At 68.9% G+C, this 13,636-nt stretch carries 17 protein-coding genes; 11 read left to right on the top strand and 6 right to left on the bottom strand.

Annotated elements, in window-relative coordinates:
* Positions 1-10 precede the first annotated feature (10 nt).
* Genes ACIBCT_RS39015 through ACIBCT_RS38990 form a run of 6 tightly spaced genes read left to right on the top strand, consistent with a single transcriptional unit; the run spans position 11 to position 2,670 of the window.
* A complete protein-coding gene (locus ACIBCT_RS39015; RefSeq protein ID WP_399197074.1) occupies positions 11-550 on the top strand; it encodes a hypothetical protein in 540 nt (179 codons plus the stop codon).
* Between the two features lie 6 nt (positions 551-556).
* Positions 557-802: a hypothetical protein gene (locus ACIBCT_RS39010; protein ID WP_399197073.1), complete on the top strand. Its 246-nt coding sequence runs from the start codon at positions 557-559 to the stop codon at positions 800-802.
* 11 nt (positions 803-813) lie between these two features.
* A complete protein-coding gene (locus ACIBCT_RS39005) occupies positions 814-1,218 on the top strand; it encodes a hypothetical protein (protein ID WP_399197072.1) in 405 nt (134 codons plus the stop codon).
* Positions 1,215-1,724, top strand: coding sequence for a DUF6248 family natural product biosynthesis protein (locus ACIBCT_RS39000; protein WP_399197071.1), 510 nt, complete (start codon positions 1,215-1,217; stop codon positions 1,722-1,724). The genes ACIBCT_RS39005 and ACIBCT_RS39000 overlap by 4 nt, the downstream gene beginning before the upstream one ends.
* Entirely contained in the window at positions 1,721-2,143 is a 423-nt protein-coding gene (locus ACIBCT_RS38995) for an ATPase (RefSeq protein WP_399197070.1), read from the top strand. Before ACIBCT_RS39000 ends, ACIBCT_RS38995 begins: the two co-directional genes overlap by 4 nt.
* Positions 2,140-2,670, top strand: a complete 531-nt coding sequence (locus tag ACIBCT_RS38990) for a DUF1643 domain-containing protein (protein ID WP_399197069.1) — start codon at positions 2,140-2,142, stop codon at positions 2,668-2,670. The genes ACIBCT_RS38995 and ACIBCT_RS38990 overlap by 4 nt, the downstream gene beginning before the upstream one ends.
* A 226-nt stretch (positions 2,671-2,896) precedes the next feature.
* Here ACIBCT_RS38990 and ACIBCT_RS38985 read toward each other — a convergent pair whose 3' ends face one another.
* Positions 2,897-3,730, bottom strand: a complete 834-nt coding sequence (locus ACIBCT_RS38985; protein WP_399197068.1) for a hypothetical protein — start codon at positions 3,728-3,730, stop codon at positions 2,897-2,899.
* A 17-nt stretch (positions 3,731-3,747) separates the two neighbouring features.
* Positions 3,748-4,461 (bottom strand): ParA family protein, encoded by a 714-nt coding sequence (locus ACIBCT_RS38980; protein WP_399197067.1) that lies wholly within the window; start codon positions 4,459-4,461, stop codon positions 3,748-3,750.
* Here ACIBCT_RS38980 and ACIBCT_RS38975 point away from each other — a divergent pair.
* The 3 genes from ACIBCT_RS38975 (at position 4,460) to ACIBCT_RS38965 (ending at position 6,847) form a co-directional block, all read left to right on the top strand.
* The gene (locus ACIBCT_RS38975) at positions 4,460-4,789 is read left to right on the top strand and encodes a hypothetical protein (protein ID WP_399197066.1); all 330 of its coding nucleotides are present in this window, start codon (positions 4,460-4,462) and stop codon (positions 4,787-4,789) included. The genes ACIBCT_RS38980 and ACIBCT_RS38975 overlap by 2 nt on opposite strands.
* Before the next feature lie 343 nt (positions 4,790-5,132).
* The gene (locus ACIBCT_RS38970; protein ID WP_399197065.1) at positions 5,133-6,359 is read left to right on the top strand and encodes a cupin domain-containing protein; all 1,227 of its coding nucleotides are present in this window, start codon (positions 5,133-5,135) and stop codon (positions 6,357-6,359) included.
* Entirely contained in the window at positions 6,356-6,847 is a 492-nt protein-coding gene (locus ACIBCT_RS38965; RefSeq protein ID WP_399197063.1) for a hypothetical protein, read from the top strand. The genes ACIBCT_RS38970 and ACIBCT_RS38965 overlap by 4 nt, the downstream gene beginning before the upstream one ends.
* Positions 6,848-8,282: 1,435 nt before the next feature.
* On the opposite strand, the gene ACIBCT_RS38960 is transcribed toward ACIBCT_RS38965, so the two are convergent.
* The 4 genes from ACIBCT_RS38960 to ACIBCT_RS38945 form a co-directional block, all read right to left on the bottom strand.
* Complete coding sequence (locus tag ACIBCT_RS38960) at positions 8,283-9,260, bottom strand: FG-GAP repeat domain-containing protein (protein WP_399197062.1); 978 nt, start codon at positions 9,258-9,260, stop codon at positions 8,283-8,285.
* A gap of 675 nt (positions 9,261-9,935) precedes the next feature.
* Positions 9,936-10,070 carry a hypothetical protein gene (locus ACIBCT_RS38955; protein ID WP_399197061.1) on the bottom strand — a complete coding sequence of 45 codons (135 nt, stop codon included), beginning with the start codon at positions 10,068-10,070 and terminating at the stop codon, positions 9,936-9,938.
* On the bottom strand, positions 10,067-10,348 hold the full coding sequence (locus tag ACIBCT_RS38950) for a hypothetical protein (RefSeq protein WP_399197060.1): 282 nt from the start codon (positions 10,346-10,348) through the stop codon (positions 10,067-10,069). The genes ACIBCT_RS38955 and ACIBCT_RS38950 overlap by 4 nt, the downstream gene beginning before the upstream one ends.
* The gene (locus ACIBCT_RS38945) at positions 10,348-10,962 is read right to left on the bottom strand and encodes a recombinase family protein (RefSeq protein WP_399197059.1); all 615 of its coding nucleotides are present in this window, start codon (positions 10,960-10,962) and stop codon (positions 10,348-10,350) included. The genes ACIBCT_RS38950 and ACIBCT_RS38945 overlap by 1 nt, the downstream gene beginning before the upstream one ends.
* Before the next feature lie 303 nt (positions 10,963-11,265).
* Between ACIBCT_RS38945 and ACIBCT_RS38940 the strand changes: the two genes are divergently transcribed.
* Together ACIBCT_RS38940 and ACIBCT_RS38935 are read left to right on the top strand one after the other, a co-directional pair.
* Positions 11,266-12,180, top strand: a complete 915-nt coding sequence (locus ACIBCT_RS38940) for a pentapeptide repeat-containing protein (protein WP_399197058.1) — start codon at positions 11,266-11,268, stop codon at positions 12,178-12,180.
* 247 nt (positions 12,181-12,427) lie between these two features.
* The coding region (locus ACIBCT_RS38935; protein WP_399197057.1) for a PP2C family protein-serine/threonine phosphatase at positions 12,428-13,636 on the top strand (1,209 nt) is incomplete at its 3' end.

The raw sequence follows: 13,636 nt of genomic DNA, 5'->3' as shown, positions 1-13,636 counted from the left end.
GGAGGATCCGATGAGCAGCGACATCACCGAGACCAGCGCGATCGCCGCGCTACGCCAGCACCTGACCACCGCCCCCGCCCACGAGCTGCTGCAGCTGGCCCGCACCTGCCCCGACCGGAAGGTCACCGCGGCCGCCGCCCGGGTCGACGGCACCCTGGAGCTCCTGCGCGCCCGCCTGAGCGAGGCCGTCGCGGACGCCTACCGCCACGCCGAGGGCGTCACCGTCCCCGCCCAGGCGGCGCCGCCCGCTCCGGACGTCGCCGCGCAGGAAAGCACGGAGAAGCCGTCCTCGCGGCCCGCGACCGCCAACGCTCTGTCCCGGCGCCGACGCGGCGCGGACCGCCCGGCTCCGGCCGCTCCCCGGCCCCGGTGTGCGACCCCGCCCGGCCGGAACCGCAACGACGGCACCGCGCTGGGCGACCGCGGCATGTTCAGCATGGTCGCCCCGCCCACCGAACAGGAAGCCGACGCCGTGCGCCGCCTGTGCGGGCAGATGGGGCGCGACGACGCGGAGACCGCGATGTTCCTCGACATGCTCGGCGTGGGGTGAGCCGCCGTGTCCCTCGCCCCGCTCACCGTCATCGACACCCGTGACGCCACCTGGCTGCCCTACACCGACGACGGCGCCTACCACCGCCTCATGGACTGGGCCGCCACGCAGGGCATCCCGGGCGATGTCTGCCGCGTCGAGGTCTACCTCCTCGACGCGCCTTTCGCCCGCGTCTACGAGCTCGACACGACCACGCGCGTCCTGCGCGAGCCCTACGACCTGATCCTGTCCAGCCTCCCGCCCGCCGCCTGATGGGAAACACCATGACCGAGACATCCGCGCGGAACATCGTCCGCGCCGCCCTGCACGCCGGATACCACCACAGCGCCGGGGCCGGACTGAAGACGCTGCACGAACGCGCCGCCGCCGTCCCGGGTCTCCTGGACGGCCTCGACATCCCCGACCACGCCGGCGACATCGGCCCGGCCTGGGAGGCGGCCTACGAGCCCGGCAACGTCTCCGACTACCGGATCGGCTACCTGGCCACCGAGGACCTCGCGAAAGCCGCCGCCGAGACGTGGCTGCGCTCCCAGGCGAGCGACCTCGGGCGCCTGGAGTGGGACCAATACGGGCGGCTGGGAGCGGTCGACGACGACGGGTTCGAGACCGACACCGGACTCCTGGTCCGTCGCATCGACGACCCCCCGCCCGCCCCGGGAACCTCGTGACCCCTGAGCACGCCGAGTGGGTGCGGGCCAACGCCTGGACGGCCGCCATGCGCAAGCAGCACCGCGACGTCCCCCGCGCTGCCAGCACCTGCTCATGTCAGGCAGGTCTCACGCACTGGTGTCGGCCCGACATCGGCCGGCACGACCGCTGCCACCGGGCCACCCCGCAGCCGACCTGGGAAACCATCATCTGCGACCGAAGCGGCGTCGGCTCGATGCACCACGCCGAGCCCCACCGCCACCCCACGCCGTCGGCCACCGGGCCGCGCCGCACGCAGGCCGCCTTGGTGTGGCTCGCTGATCGCACCTGCCGGTGGATCTGCCCCTGCCCGCATCACGTCGGCGCCCAGCCGCCGGCCGCTCCGACGCCCACGACCGCGCCGCGCTACGGCCTGGTCGTCCTGCCCGGCTTCGAGCAACTCGACCTCCTCGGCGTGGGCCCGACCCCGCCCGGCTCCAAACAGCACGACCCCCGCCCCGACCAACACACGGAGTCCCCCCGATGATCACCACCACGACCGACGACGCCCCCGTCACCGTCACCGTCATCTCCTTCGGCTACGGGCACGGCCCGGCCCCCGAGGCGGAACTGACCATCGACGCGCGCCGATACCTGCGCAACCCCCACGACGACCCGGCCATGAGATACCTGACCGGCCTGGACCCGGCCGTCCACCAGCACGTCATGAACACCCCCGGCGCCCAGGAGAGCGTCTACGGCGCCGTCGACTTCGCCCTCAACGTGCTGGCCGCCACCGTCGGCCAGCCGGTGACGATCGCCGTGGGCTGCGCCGGAGGCCGGCACCGCTCCGTCGTGCTCGCCCGCGAGATCGCCGCCGAGCTGCAGAACTACGGCGACGTCCGGCTCACTCACCGCGACGTCGAACGGCCCGTCCTCCAGTCCGCTGTGAAGCAGCTCTCGTGAAGCCCGTCCGCGGGGCCGTCATCGACGGCCCCTACCGCTACGACCTGTGGCGCACCTGGAACACCGCCGCCCAGCCATCGATCTGCGCGTGGGTGATGCTCAACCCCTCCACCGCCGACGCCGACCAGGACGACCCGACGATCCGCCGCTGCCGGGCCTTCTCGAAGGCGTGGGGCTTCGACGGGATGGTGGTCCGGAACCTGTTCGCCTTCCGCGCCGCCAACCCTCAGGAACTGCTGACGGCCGACGACCCGATCGGCCCCGACAACGACCTGTGGATCGGTCGCCTGAACGGCATGACCCGCATCGTCGTCGCCTGGGGTACCGGCTGCTACCCCCGCCTGGCGGGAGAACGGTGGCGCCAGGTAGCCGCCCGGCTCGCCCCGCTGCACCCCATGTGCTTGCGCACCGGGCGGGACGGCCAGCCGGTCCATCCGCTCTACCAGCGCGCGGATCTCGATCCCACGCCCTGGCGGCCGGGCCCGACGGCCACCCCCACCCCCGGCCATCAAAGCCACCCGCAATGATCACTCCAAGGCCCCGGTCGGTATGACCGGGGCCTTTTTGTATTTCCAGACCTTCTCAAGTCTCGTCGGCAGATCCGTTGGTCCGCCGGTCCACTGGTCGGCGCATCCATCGATGCACGTACCGACGATCGCGCCGACGCGCGGACGGGCGCGCTCGCGCATGAGGCGAAATAGGTCCTAGCTGGGGTTGAGCTGCTCTGTGAGTCCCCAACAAGGACCGCCGACGTTACAGCCCTTGCTCCATCTCGTCGGCCAGGCGGCGAAGCTCGGCAGCTAACTGGCGTGCTTCTTCTGGGCGCTCCGCCGCCGCTGTCCGAATGCCGTCCTTGCGGATACGCTGCAGCGCCGTACGGACCCGACCGGCCTCGATCGTCCACAGCTCGGCCGCCGTCACGGCGGGAGGCTCGGGCGGCGTGGACTGCCCAGCCAGATAGGCGCGAATCTCTTCGACGGCTTCGCCAGCGTCGAAGCGATCTCGCGGTAGCACGCTCAGGGCGCCTTTGAGGGTGGCGGCCGTGACCTTCACTCCGTCGGTTTCGACGACCGTCTGGTAGACCGTGACTGCGGCGTCTAGGCCGTGCCGCTCGGCCAGCGGAACCAGCTCACGGACCTGAGCTTCGTTGATCTTGTCCCCAATTGGGGACAAGCGCTCGGCGAGCGGCCACGCCTGGATCAGCCGGTACGCCTGTGAGGTCTGCATGTCCCACCGGTCCGTCAGGTAGGCCTCGAAGGTGGTGTGGGTAGCGCGGTACAGACCGCCATCCCTGATGACCTGCAGAGCCTTGCCCGCTGCCCAGAACGCCACCCGCAGGCTGTCGATGGCGGCTTCGCAGACCGCGAGATCATCACGCTCAGCGGTGGTCAGCTCTCCAGTGCCGGCGGTCTCATACGGGGCTGGCACGGCTTCCGGCCGCGTGATAGTTGCACCGGATCCACGGAGGGCTTCATCGTCGGGCCCAGCGCTCTGCTCCTCGGGCGTGGTCCATGGTGGGGACACGTCTGCGAATTCTTCGCGCCGGGCGATCAGGTCGTCGAACCCCTTGCGCTTGTTTTTAGTCACGGAGTCACCGGCCATCGTCACCGACCGGCCCCGACGACCCGGCCGATGTTCAACAGCAGCTCGGTGTGGACGGCGGCGACGTCCTCACGGATCTTGGGGGCGTAGCGCTCGTTCCACCGGGTGATGGGCACGCCGGCCTTGAGGCTGTTGGGCCAGGCCCGGTACAGCCGGACGAACGACTGAAAGTGCGGGATCTGCTGATCGTCGAGCGTCTTCCACGCGTCGAGCACGTGCTCCGCGCCGACCTGTGGATTGGCCTTGGTGATGACGACAGCGTGCGGGATGCCGAGTTCAGCGACCCGGCGTGCGGTGCGTATGGTCGGCAGAACCGACTCTGGTTCGTGGTCGTAGGGGATCAGCACGAACGTGGAGGCCCGCACGATCTGCGACAGGATGTCGCGGCCTTCTAGGCTGCCCGGGCAGTCGATGAACACCGTGTCGTACTGGCGCATCCGCCGCATCTCAGCGACCTTACTCGGGTCCAGTTCGTGGACCACATCGTAACCAGGGGAGTCCATGACGCTAGTCAGGTCGTGGGCGTTGGCCTGCGGGTCGATGTCCCAAACAAAGGCCCTGCCGTTGGCTTTTGCGGTGTGGGCTGCCAGGGAGAGCGTGAGCATAGTCTTGCCCACGCCGCCCTTCTGGTTGGCGATCGTGACCAGGTAGCTGTCAGTGGAACGTGCTGTCGCCGTGAGTTGAGCGCCGCTCGAGGCGGTGGCATCAATGGTCATGGGCGCCACATTCTCACAGATCAGCATCCCTTCCCAGCAGGACAGCGCTATATCGGGCCCGCCGTCATTCGATGCCGGGGGTCAGCATGCGGCCGGTGCGGCCGGCCTCGACGGCGTGGCGTCCTTGGGTCGAGCGGACGGCCGCACCGATCCGGCGCAAAGCCTTCAGCTCGTCGGGCAACTCGCTGGGATCGACGTCGCCGTCGTCCTCCCAAGAGGCGAACGAGTGAAGTCGTTGGCATCAAACGACGGCAAGAAGGAGGCCGAGGATGATGCCGAACTTGTTGGCGATCCGGACCGGTGGCTGCATCGCGGGTGGGTCGCCTGATGTCGTAGGCGGGGCGGCCCCCGGTGAGCAGGACCGAGCGCGCACGGCGGCGGCGGCCGGGACCGGCCTCCAGGCCGCATGCCCGGCCGGCTGGCCGCCGGGCGCGCGGCGGGCCGCGCGCCCGAAGGGCCGCCTTGACCCCTATAACTAATCGTTTCAAAATGAGGTTCGGAGACGGCGCAGGCAGATGAGGCTGCATGCCAGGTCGAGCAGACCTTGGTGAAGATCGGCGCGGTGTTCGTAGCGGATACGTAGCTTTTCCGGAGACGCTTCGGAGCGACAGGGAGTGACCTAATCATGACGATTAGTTGGCTGGGAGGGCGGGGGAACCTACAGTCAAGGAATGCTTGATGACGGGAACGGGGTCGCCGGAGGCGACGAGGCGGTAGGGGGGCTCGCGACGCTCCTCGCACCGGTCGGGCTCCGGGAGTTCTTCGGCGGTCACCACGAGAGCGCGCCGCTCTACGTGCCGGGTGCGCCCGGGCGGTTCCGGGAGCTGCCGCAGTTGGCGGACGTCGACTTCCTGCTGACGGCGACCGTCTCGGACCGGATCCGGCCCGGTGACGGCGAGCGCCTGGTGCGCAGCGAGGCCGGCGGCGGGCTGACCGAGCGCCGTGTGCGGACCCTGAGCTCCTTCGCCGTCGACGTCCAGGCCGTCTACCGCGCCTACGACGATGGCTTCACGCTGATCGTCAACCGGCTGCACCGGCGGCACGACGCGGTCGCGCGGCTCTGCCGGGAGCTCCAGGCGCAGTTGCGCTTTCCGGTCGGCGCCAACCTCTACCTCACGCCCGCTCGCAGCCAGGGCTTCCTGCCGCACGCCGACAGCCACGACGTGTACATCCTGCAGCTGCACGGCTCAAAGGTGTGGCACGTCAGCGCACCCGAAACCGAGCTCCCGCTGCGCACCGAGCCGGGCGGGCCGCGCGCGTTGCCTGAACCGGAGATCCGCACCCTGACGCCCGGCGACGTGCTGTACCTGCCGCGCGGCTGGCGGCACGCGGCACTGACCGGTGAGACGTCCTCGATGCATCTCACGGTCGGGGTGGAGGCCTACACCTGGCACGACTACCTCACCGTCGCGCTCGACGTGCTCGCCGAATCCGACGTGGCGTTCCGGGCCGCCCTGCCCCGCTCCTACTTCGACGGCCCGGTCGACCCCGACCAGATGGACGCGCTCACCGCCCGCCTCGCGTCCGCCCTCGATGACTCGGGAGTGCGGGCGCGGGCCCGCGATCGGCTGTGCTCCCGCCTGTCGCGCCAGACCCTCCCCACCGGGTTCCAGCGCTTTGCCTCACTCGACGCGCTGCCCGCCCTGCACCCCAGCGCGAGGATTCTGCGCGACCCGGGCATCACCTGCGTCGTTCGCACCGGCGCCGCCGAGACAACCATCGAGTTCCTCGGTAACCACGTCACCGGCCCCACCGTCGTGGCCTCGGCCCTGGCGTTCATCGCCGCAGAGACGAGCTTTACCGTCGCCGACCTGCCCGGCCCCCTCACCGACACCGACCGTCTCGACCTTGTCCGCCGCCTCATCAGCGAAGGCCTCCTGGAGGTAGACCCCAAATGACCGACGACATCGGAAACGACATCATCGGCGGCGACATGGCCGAGGACGACCAGCGGATCCTCCGGCACTGGCGCGACAGCCTCATCCTGCTCGATGTCCGCTACGAGGACCGCCGTCTCGCCAAGATTGCCGCGCGGGCCATGACCGACCCGGTCTTCCGCGCGTCGGCGCTGCCGCCCGGCGAAACCGAAGCCGCCCCCTACGACGACCAGACGCCCGTCGAGATCCGTTTCCACGTCAACACGCCCACGGTCCTGCACGTCGTGCTGCCGCCGCCCGCCGGAGAGGCCGCCCGGCGTCCGCCTTCGCTACGCGAAGCCCTCCGCTCCCGCACCAGCCTTCTCGCCACCGCGGCGATCTTCAACGACGACTGGAACATTTCCGACCCCGGCACCGACCCACCGATCTTCACCGGCCCGCAAACGCCCGACGGCACCGACGGGCACGGCCACAGCCCCGGGGACATGTTCCAGCTCCCGGGCCACTGAAGGCCAGGGCCGTCAAACGCGCCAGAAGCGGACCAGGTCGGTGAGTTCGCTGCGCGCGCTCCATCCTGGGGGTCCGGTAGGAACGGAACGGTGAACCCGGGTTGGTGTCACATCCGTTGACGCTCAAAGCATGATCGCCGGTTGTGAAGGCGTCGTCAGCACGTCAGGACCTACTTCCGGAATCCCTCAATTCCGGAAGTAGGTCACCCACAGGCTTCCGGAAACGCGCCCGAGGGCGTAGCGCAGAACCCGCGAAGAGCTTCTGGAAACACGGCCGTTGTGCCCGGTGACACAACAGCTCGCGGTGATCTTGTCAACGGATGTGACACCGACCCGGGCTTACCGTTCCGTTCCTACCGGACCCCGATCCTTGCCGTGCGCGTGTAGCGCTTGCGATCGGTTCAGGGGCTGTGCGTTCCCACAGATCGTCGGGAACGAGGTCGGGGGAAGACACGCGGCTGATTTTCTTCGAGCAGCGCGGTCGTCACTAGCCTGATACGCCGCTCATTTTGAAACGAGCTGTAAGAACAATTCGGCAATGCCCGCAGTGTGGATGAGGCCAGCCCGCCCGGAGGAGACCGCACGGACTGGCCCGGGCCCGCCAGGTAGGTCAGCTCCAAGCCATGGTGCGCCACAGCAAAGGGGTCTGAACGCCTACCTGACCGCACACGGTAAGGGACCCATGAGCACGCTACGGGTCTGGCTGTCGGGGTTTCCTACAAGACGCGCCGATGACTACAAGCTTCGACCGGTGGGGCGTCTGTGGACCTGCCGGATACTTCGGCAACTGCCCGCGATGTGGATGTGAGGCCAGCCCGTCCGCAAGAGATGAGATCGCACGGGCTGGCCCAACCCTCTCCTTACCGGACGAGCATGAAGAGGGCCTACGGGCACGCTACGGTCCCGACTGCCCGGGTCACCCGCAAGACGCGCCGATCGGGCGCGTCTGCCTACCCGTCGAACAATTCGGCAACTGCTCAGGACCGTCTGTTCGATGTGCTCCTGGTGCTCCTCGACTCCCTACAAGAACAATTCGGCAATTCTCAGCGATGCGTTCCGCCCTGCCGGTGAGCGTTCTTGTCGGCTGCGGACTGGGCCCGCCGGTCGAACCCGTCCCGGGCGGTCTTGCTGTCAGGGCTCCTCGCGGCCGCGGACTGGATCCGGGCAGAGTCGCCCTTGCCTGTGCTTTTTCCCATGTCACGGGGCGTACCCAGCGCGCTCGGATTTTTTCGGCAACTGCTGGACCACCACCTCGGCGTGCTCCTGGTGCTCGTCGACGCGCGGCTTGGATTCTTTCGGCAACCGGCCGCCGGGGGCGCCCCAGCCCGCTTGACGCAGGGTGACAGCACACGGCGTGCGGCTGAGGTCTCAGATTTCCACGTCCTCACCCGCCACAATGGCCAACCGGTCGCGGCTGAGGAATCGAAACATGCACTCAGGACCACGGGAGCTGATAGGAATCCACGACTCCGATCGGGACCCATCCAGCGGTGAGGCAATCGGACCCGCACGGCCAGTCCAGCTCGTACATTCCCGTCTTGTTCAGGGCGCCGTCGGACGTGTGCACCGTGACCTTGTCCGAACCGTGGTCGAGCACCACGATATCCAGGTTCCCGTCGCCGTTCATGTCACCGAGCCCGACGGGCGTTTCGGAGAAGCCCCAGAAGAGACCCCATCCCCAAGGTTGCGGGACATCGGTGACCTGGCCGGCCCCGTTGAGCAGCCAGAAGCCGGTGCGGGACACGTACTTGTTCCCCCAGGCGATGTCGGTGTGGCCGTCGTTGTTCATGTCGCCGACGCCGACGACGCTCCACTCTCTCGCACAGATGTGGCCGCAGCTCGCCCCGGTGATCCACTGCTCGCCGATGACGTGAGCGTTCCCGTCCAGGAGCCAGGACACCAGCGGCCCTTCCTCGGATCGATGCCACCACAAGATGTCTTCGATGCCGTCGCCGTTCATGTCGGCGAAACCGACCGGCGTCCACACGCCTGCACATCCCGCGCACGGCCGGTCGATGAGGATGGTGCCAACGCGTGAGGTGTCTGCGCTCTTCCAGATCCTGACCTGTCCGTTGTCTCGATTCCAGGACAACAGGTTGTGTTCCTTCTGGAACCGGTTCCCGGAAAGCACGGTGCGGCCTCGGCTGACACCTATCAGCCCGGTTCGGTTCCATGGCCGCTCGCCGCTCGCGCACGAGTCCCAGCTCGTGCAGTCGAAAGGCCAGTAGGAGTCCCCGACGACCGTTCCGGTGGGGGTGGTCTTCCACATAGCGACCGCGCCGTTGGCGTCCTTGTAGTTGCTCCACAGCACGCCGCTGGCAGGAAACGCCGCGGCAGCGGCCGGAGAAGCCGGGGCCACGAACGCCGCCAGACAAAGAACAATGAGCGCCAGGCCCGCCTTGATCCGCTTCATCCGCGCCGCACCTCATCTCTGCTGCGAGCATGAACTGGCGTCGCCGTTCTTGCAATGAGTACCCCGCTACTTGATCGCAGGCCTGGCCAGCCTCGCACCGGGGGAGCAGGGGCGACTGTCGGTACGCGCGGCCGGGTTCAGGAACAGGCACTTAGGGGATCTGGAGGATGTGCGGACGGCGCACATGGCCCGCACGCGGCCGCGCACCTGGGCCGCATACCCCGCGCACATCTCCCCAGAGCGACCGCACAGAGTGCCGCACGGGGCCCGCACATCGCCGCATATGCCAGCGGCCCGCCGCCGGCGGGCCGCCTTGATGAAGTAGAGAAAGTTTGCGCCCGATCTTGGTCGCCTCGACGTTGAGGCCGATGACGCCGGGGAGCGGCCGGTAGTACCGGAAATCGACTGCCCGTCGGCATCCTGTCAGCACCGGCCGCCCCAGGGACGGCTCTCCCCTGCGGAGGAGAGCATCACGACGGTATCCCGCAGCAGTGGGCGCGATCTGGAGCGAATCGCGCGCCCGCGTAAGGCCCCTCTCAAAACTCTCAAAACTCTTCAGATTCAGACCAAGGTGACCTGCCCTCTAGGCGCTAGAGGGCAGGTCAGAGGCGAGATCGGCCTCTAGGGGCCCCTCTAGGTCTAGAGGGGCCGGTCTCTAGACCTAGAGGGTCTGGCTCAGTCCCACTCAGGGGGTTGCTCGCCGGTGGCGTCGGCGATCCGGCAGACCTGCCCGCAGTAGTTGCCCCCCTCGGGGGCCGGTGCGGAACAGATGATGCACTCGGCCGACGCCGGGGCGGTGGGTCCGGTCATCGGGGCGGGTCTTGGGGCAGGTTCGCGAGCTCCTGGCGCTCGCGCTCGGCGCGGCCTTCGGCGAGCATGGCCAGCCAGGCCGGGTGATGGCCGCTGGCGATGTAGTCGGCCATCTCCTCGGGCGGGAAGCCCTCGTTCAGGCCGGCGCTGATCTCGGGGTCCTGGCCGCCGTCTCCGCAGACCCGGCAGGTGCGGATATGGATCGCCATGTCGTGGACCTGGACGGCGGTCCAGCGGGTGGGGGTCGGCTCGGGCACGAGCACGGATCGGGTGGCCATCAGGGGTGTCCTCCAGGGGAGTCGGGGATGTCTGTGGCGATCGCCGGTTCGATCCCGGAGCGGGCGGCGGTGAGGGTCTTGTGGACGACGCCGATGGAGACCTTCACCCCGGCGGCGATGGTGCGGATGGATTCGCCGCGCTGGTGGCGGGAGAGGATCGCGGCGCGCTTGTCGTCGTCGACCACGGGGCGGCGGCCGCCGACGCGGCCGCGCTTGCGGGCGGCCTCCAGGCCGTTCTTGGTCTTGCGGACGATGTCGCGGCGGCGATCCTCCGACAGGGCCAGCGCCAGGTCCAGGATCAGCGAGCGCTCGGTGTGCTCGCCGGCGGCGATGCCCTCCAGCACCTTGACGCCGACGCCGCGCTGGAACAGGTCGTTCAAGACGATCAGCCCCTCCAGGAGGTTGCGGCCGAGCCGGTCGACCTCCTGGACGGCCAGCAGGTCGCCGTCGCGGATGTAGGACAGAGCGGTCAGCAGCTCGGGCCGGTCGGCCGTGGCGAGCTTGCCGCTGGTCTTCTCCTCGAAGACCTTCCAGCAGATGGGATCGAGAGCGTCGTGCTGGCGCTGGGTGTTCTGCTTGTCGGTGCTGACGCGGACCAGGCCGATGAGTGCCATCCGGGGGAAAACCCTCCGTTCATCAAACGTCTTTCACAAGATAGATGAACAGTACCTCAAAACGAACGGCCAGATGAACACTTTGACGAGATACGGCGGCTCGCTCGGACGCGCTTCCGCCGACGTGCATCAAACGACCGTTAGATGAACACCTTCGCGGCCTCCGGGCCGCCGAGGTCCAGGCGCTCGCTCGGCGAGGTGGCCGGTCACGATTGACCATCGCTGACGACCATCGCCCCGTGGAGACCGCGCGGACCGATCAACCTGTCAGGTATGAGGTGGTGGCCAGGTTTTCCCCGGTTCGTGCTCGCGGCGCTGGGCGTGGCCTTAGTCGCGGTGCTGGCGTGGGTGCTGGGTCCGGGGGCGGCGTGGGTGCTGGAGCACTTCGACGGGGTGCGCGGCCTGGCCGGCAAGGACTTGGCTGCGGCGCTGGACGCGATCCGCGGGCGGGCGCTGGCGATCGCCACCGGGCTGATCGCGTTGGTGGCGGTGTACTACACCGCGCGCAACGCCGACACCGCGCGCCAGGGGCACATCACCGACCGCTACACCAAGGCGATCGAGCAGCTGGGCTCGGACAAGCTCGACATCCGCCTGGGCGGCATCTACGCGCTGGAACGCATCGCCCGCGACTCGGCCCGCGACCACCCCACCGTCATGGAGGTGCTGGTCACCTTCGTCCGCGAGCACTCCCGCGATGCTGAGACCGACGAAGCAGGGGAGGTGAGACCTCGTGGTCCGGAATTGAGGACCGACCTGCAGGCCGCGCTTACCGTGATCGGCCGACGCACCGTCACCCACGACATACCCCACACGAGAATCAACCTCACCGGCGCGCACCTGGCCGGCGCGAACCTCATCCGCGCGCACCTGACCGACGCGGATCTCACCGGCGCGACCCTCACCAGCGCACGCCTCGATCGCGCGAACCTCACCGGCGCGACCCTCTTCGGCGTGAACCTCACCGGCGCGAACCTCTTTGGCGCAACCCTCGCCAACACGCGCTTGGAAGACGCGAGCCTCGACGCCGCGATCCTCACCGAGGCGAACTTCACCCGCGCGTACCTGACCGACGCGAACCTCACTCGCGCGAACCTCACTGGCGCGAACCTCACTGAGGCGTTCCTCGCCCGCGCGGACCTCACCGACGCGAACCTCTACCGAGCGGACTTCACCGGCGCGAACCTCACCGACGCAGTGGGGTGGCCGCCGCCGTAGGGGCCCGGGACGGGCAGGGAGCCCGGTTCGGGATAACTCACGGGAAGAGGTCTTCCCGCAAGTTACCCCTCGAAAATCCGGACAAATCGGGTGCTTCTCGCCCCGGGCGCAGAGCCGCCGACGACGTCTTGCGGCGGGGCCGGTCCGCGAGGATCATCCGGCAAAGCGGATAATCCTCTCGTATGGCAATAAAGAAGAGTGAAGGGTCGGCGAAGGTGGGTGGGCGCATGTCGGCGGCAGCCCAGCGGTGACCCCCTCTCCAGGTCCCGAGCGGATGCTGGTGGGCCTGGTGCGGACCAGTCACCTGGCGGCCCTGGAACAGGTACCCGCCCTGGTCAACGAACACGCCGCGTCCGCGGGCCTGGACAAGGTGTTGATCTACCTGGCGGATCTGCAGCACACCGTGCTGCGCCTGCTGACCGGCGAGGGGCTGAGCGGCGGGGAGGACGCGAGCGGGGAGATCGCCGAGTTGAGCGTCGATGCCACCTTGGCCGGGCGGGCCTTCCAGGAGTTACGGGTCCTGGCCGGCGCCAACAACGGTGCCGGACTCAAGGCGAGCACCGAGGCCGGAAGCGACATCGGCACGAACACCGGCGCGGGGTCGCAGCACTGGTGGGTGCCGCTGCTGAACGGCACCGAGCGCCTGGGAGTACTGCGGGTCAGCACCAAGGCCGGCGCTGAGGCGCAGGTTCAGGACAACATGCGCGACCTGGCGTCGCTGGTGGCGCTGCTGGTGGTCGACAAGCGTCCCTACAGCGACTCCTACGCGCGTCTGGTGCGCACCCGACCGATGCACGTGGCCGCGGAGATGCAGTGGACGTTGATGCCGCCGCTGACCTTCGCCGACCACCGGGTGAGCATCGCCGCCGCGCTGGAGCCGGCCTACCAGGTCGGCGGGGACGCCTTCGACTACGCCCTGGCCGGCGATGTCGTGCACATAGGGATCTTCGACGCGATGGGCCACGACGTCTCGGCCGGGCTGACCGCCAACCTCGCGGTGGCCGCCTGCCGCAACAACCGCCGCCAGGGCGCCGACCTGGCCGCGGCCAGCCAGGCCATCGAGCAGATCCTGATCACCGAGTTCGGCCAGGCCACCCGTTTCGTCACCGCGATCCTGGCCGATCTGAACACCCGCACCGGGGTGATCTCCTGGGTCAACCGCGGCCACCACCCGCCGGTGGTGATCCGCGGCGGCCGCTGGGTCAGCACGCTGCAGTGCCGGCCCGCTCATCCGATGGGCCTGGATCTGGGCCTGGCGGTCACGACGTGCCATGCGCAGCTGGAGCCCGGGGACCGGGTGGTGTTCTACAGCGACGGCATCACCGAGGTCCGCAACAGTGCCGGCCAGGAGTTCGGCCTGCGCCGTTTCGTCGACTTCATCATCCGCCACACCGCAGACGGCCTGCCGGCGCCCGAGACCCTGCGCCGCCTGGTGCGCAGCCTGCTGAACCACCAC

Origin of the sequence: Streptosporangium sp. NPDC050855 (genome assembly GCF_044456585.1) — a bacterium.
GTDB lineage: Bacteria > Actinomycetota > Actinomycetes > Streptosporangiales > Streptosporangiaceae > Streptosporangium > Streptosporangium longisporum.
The sequence above is the reverse complement of the archived record's forward strand: the minus strand, read 5'-3'. Positions and strand labels throughout refer to the sequence as shown.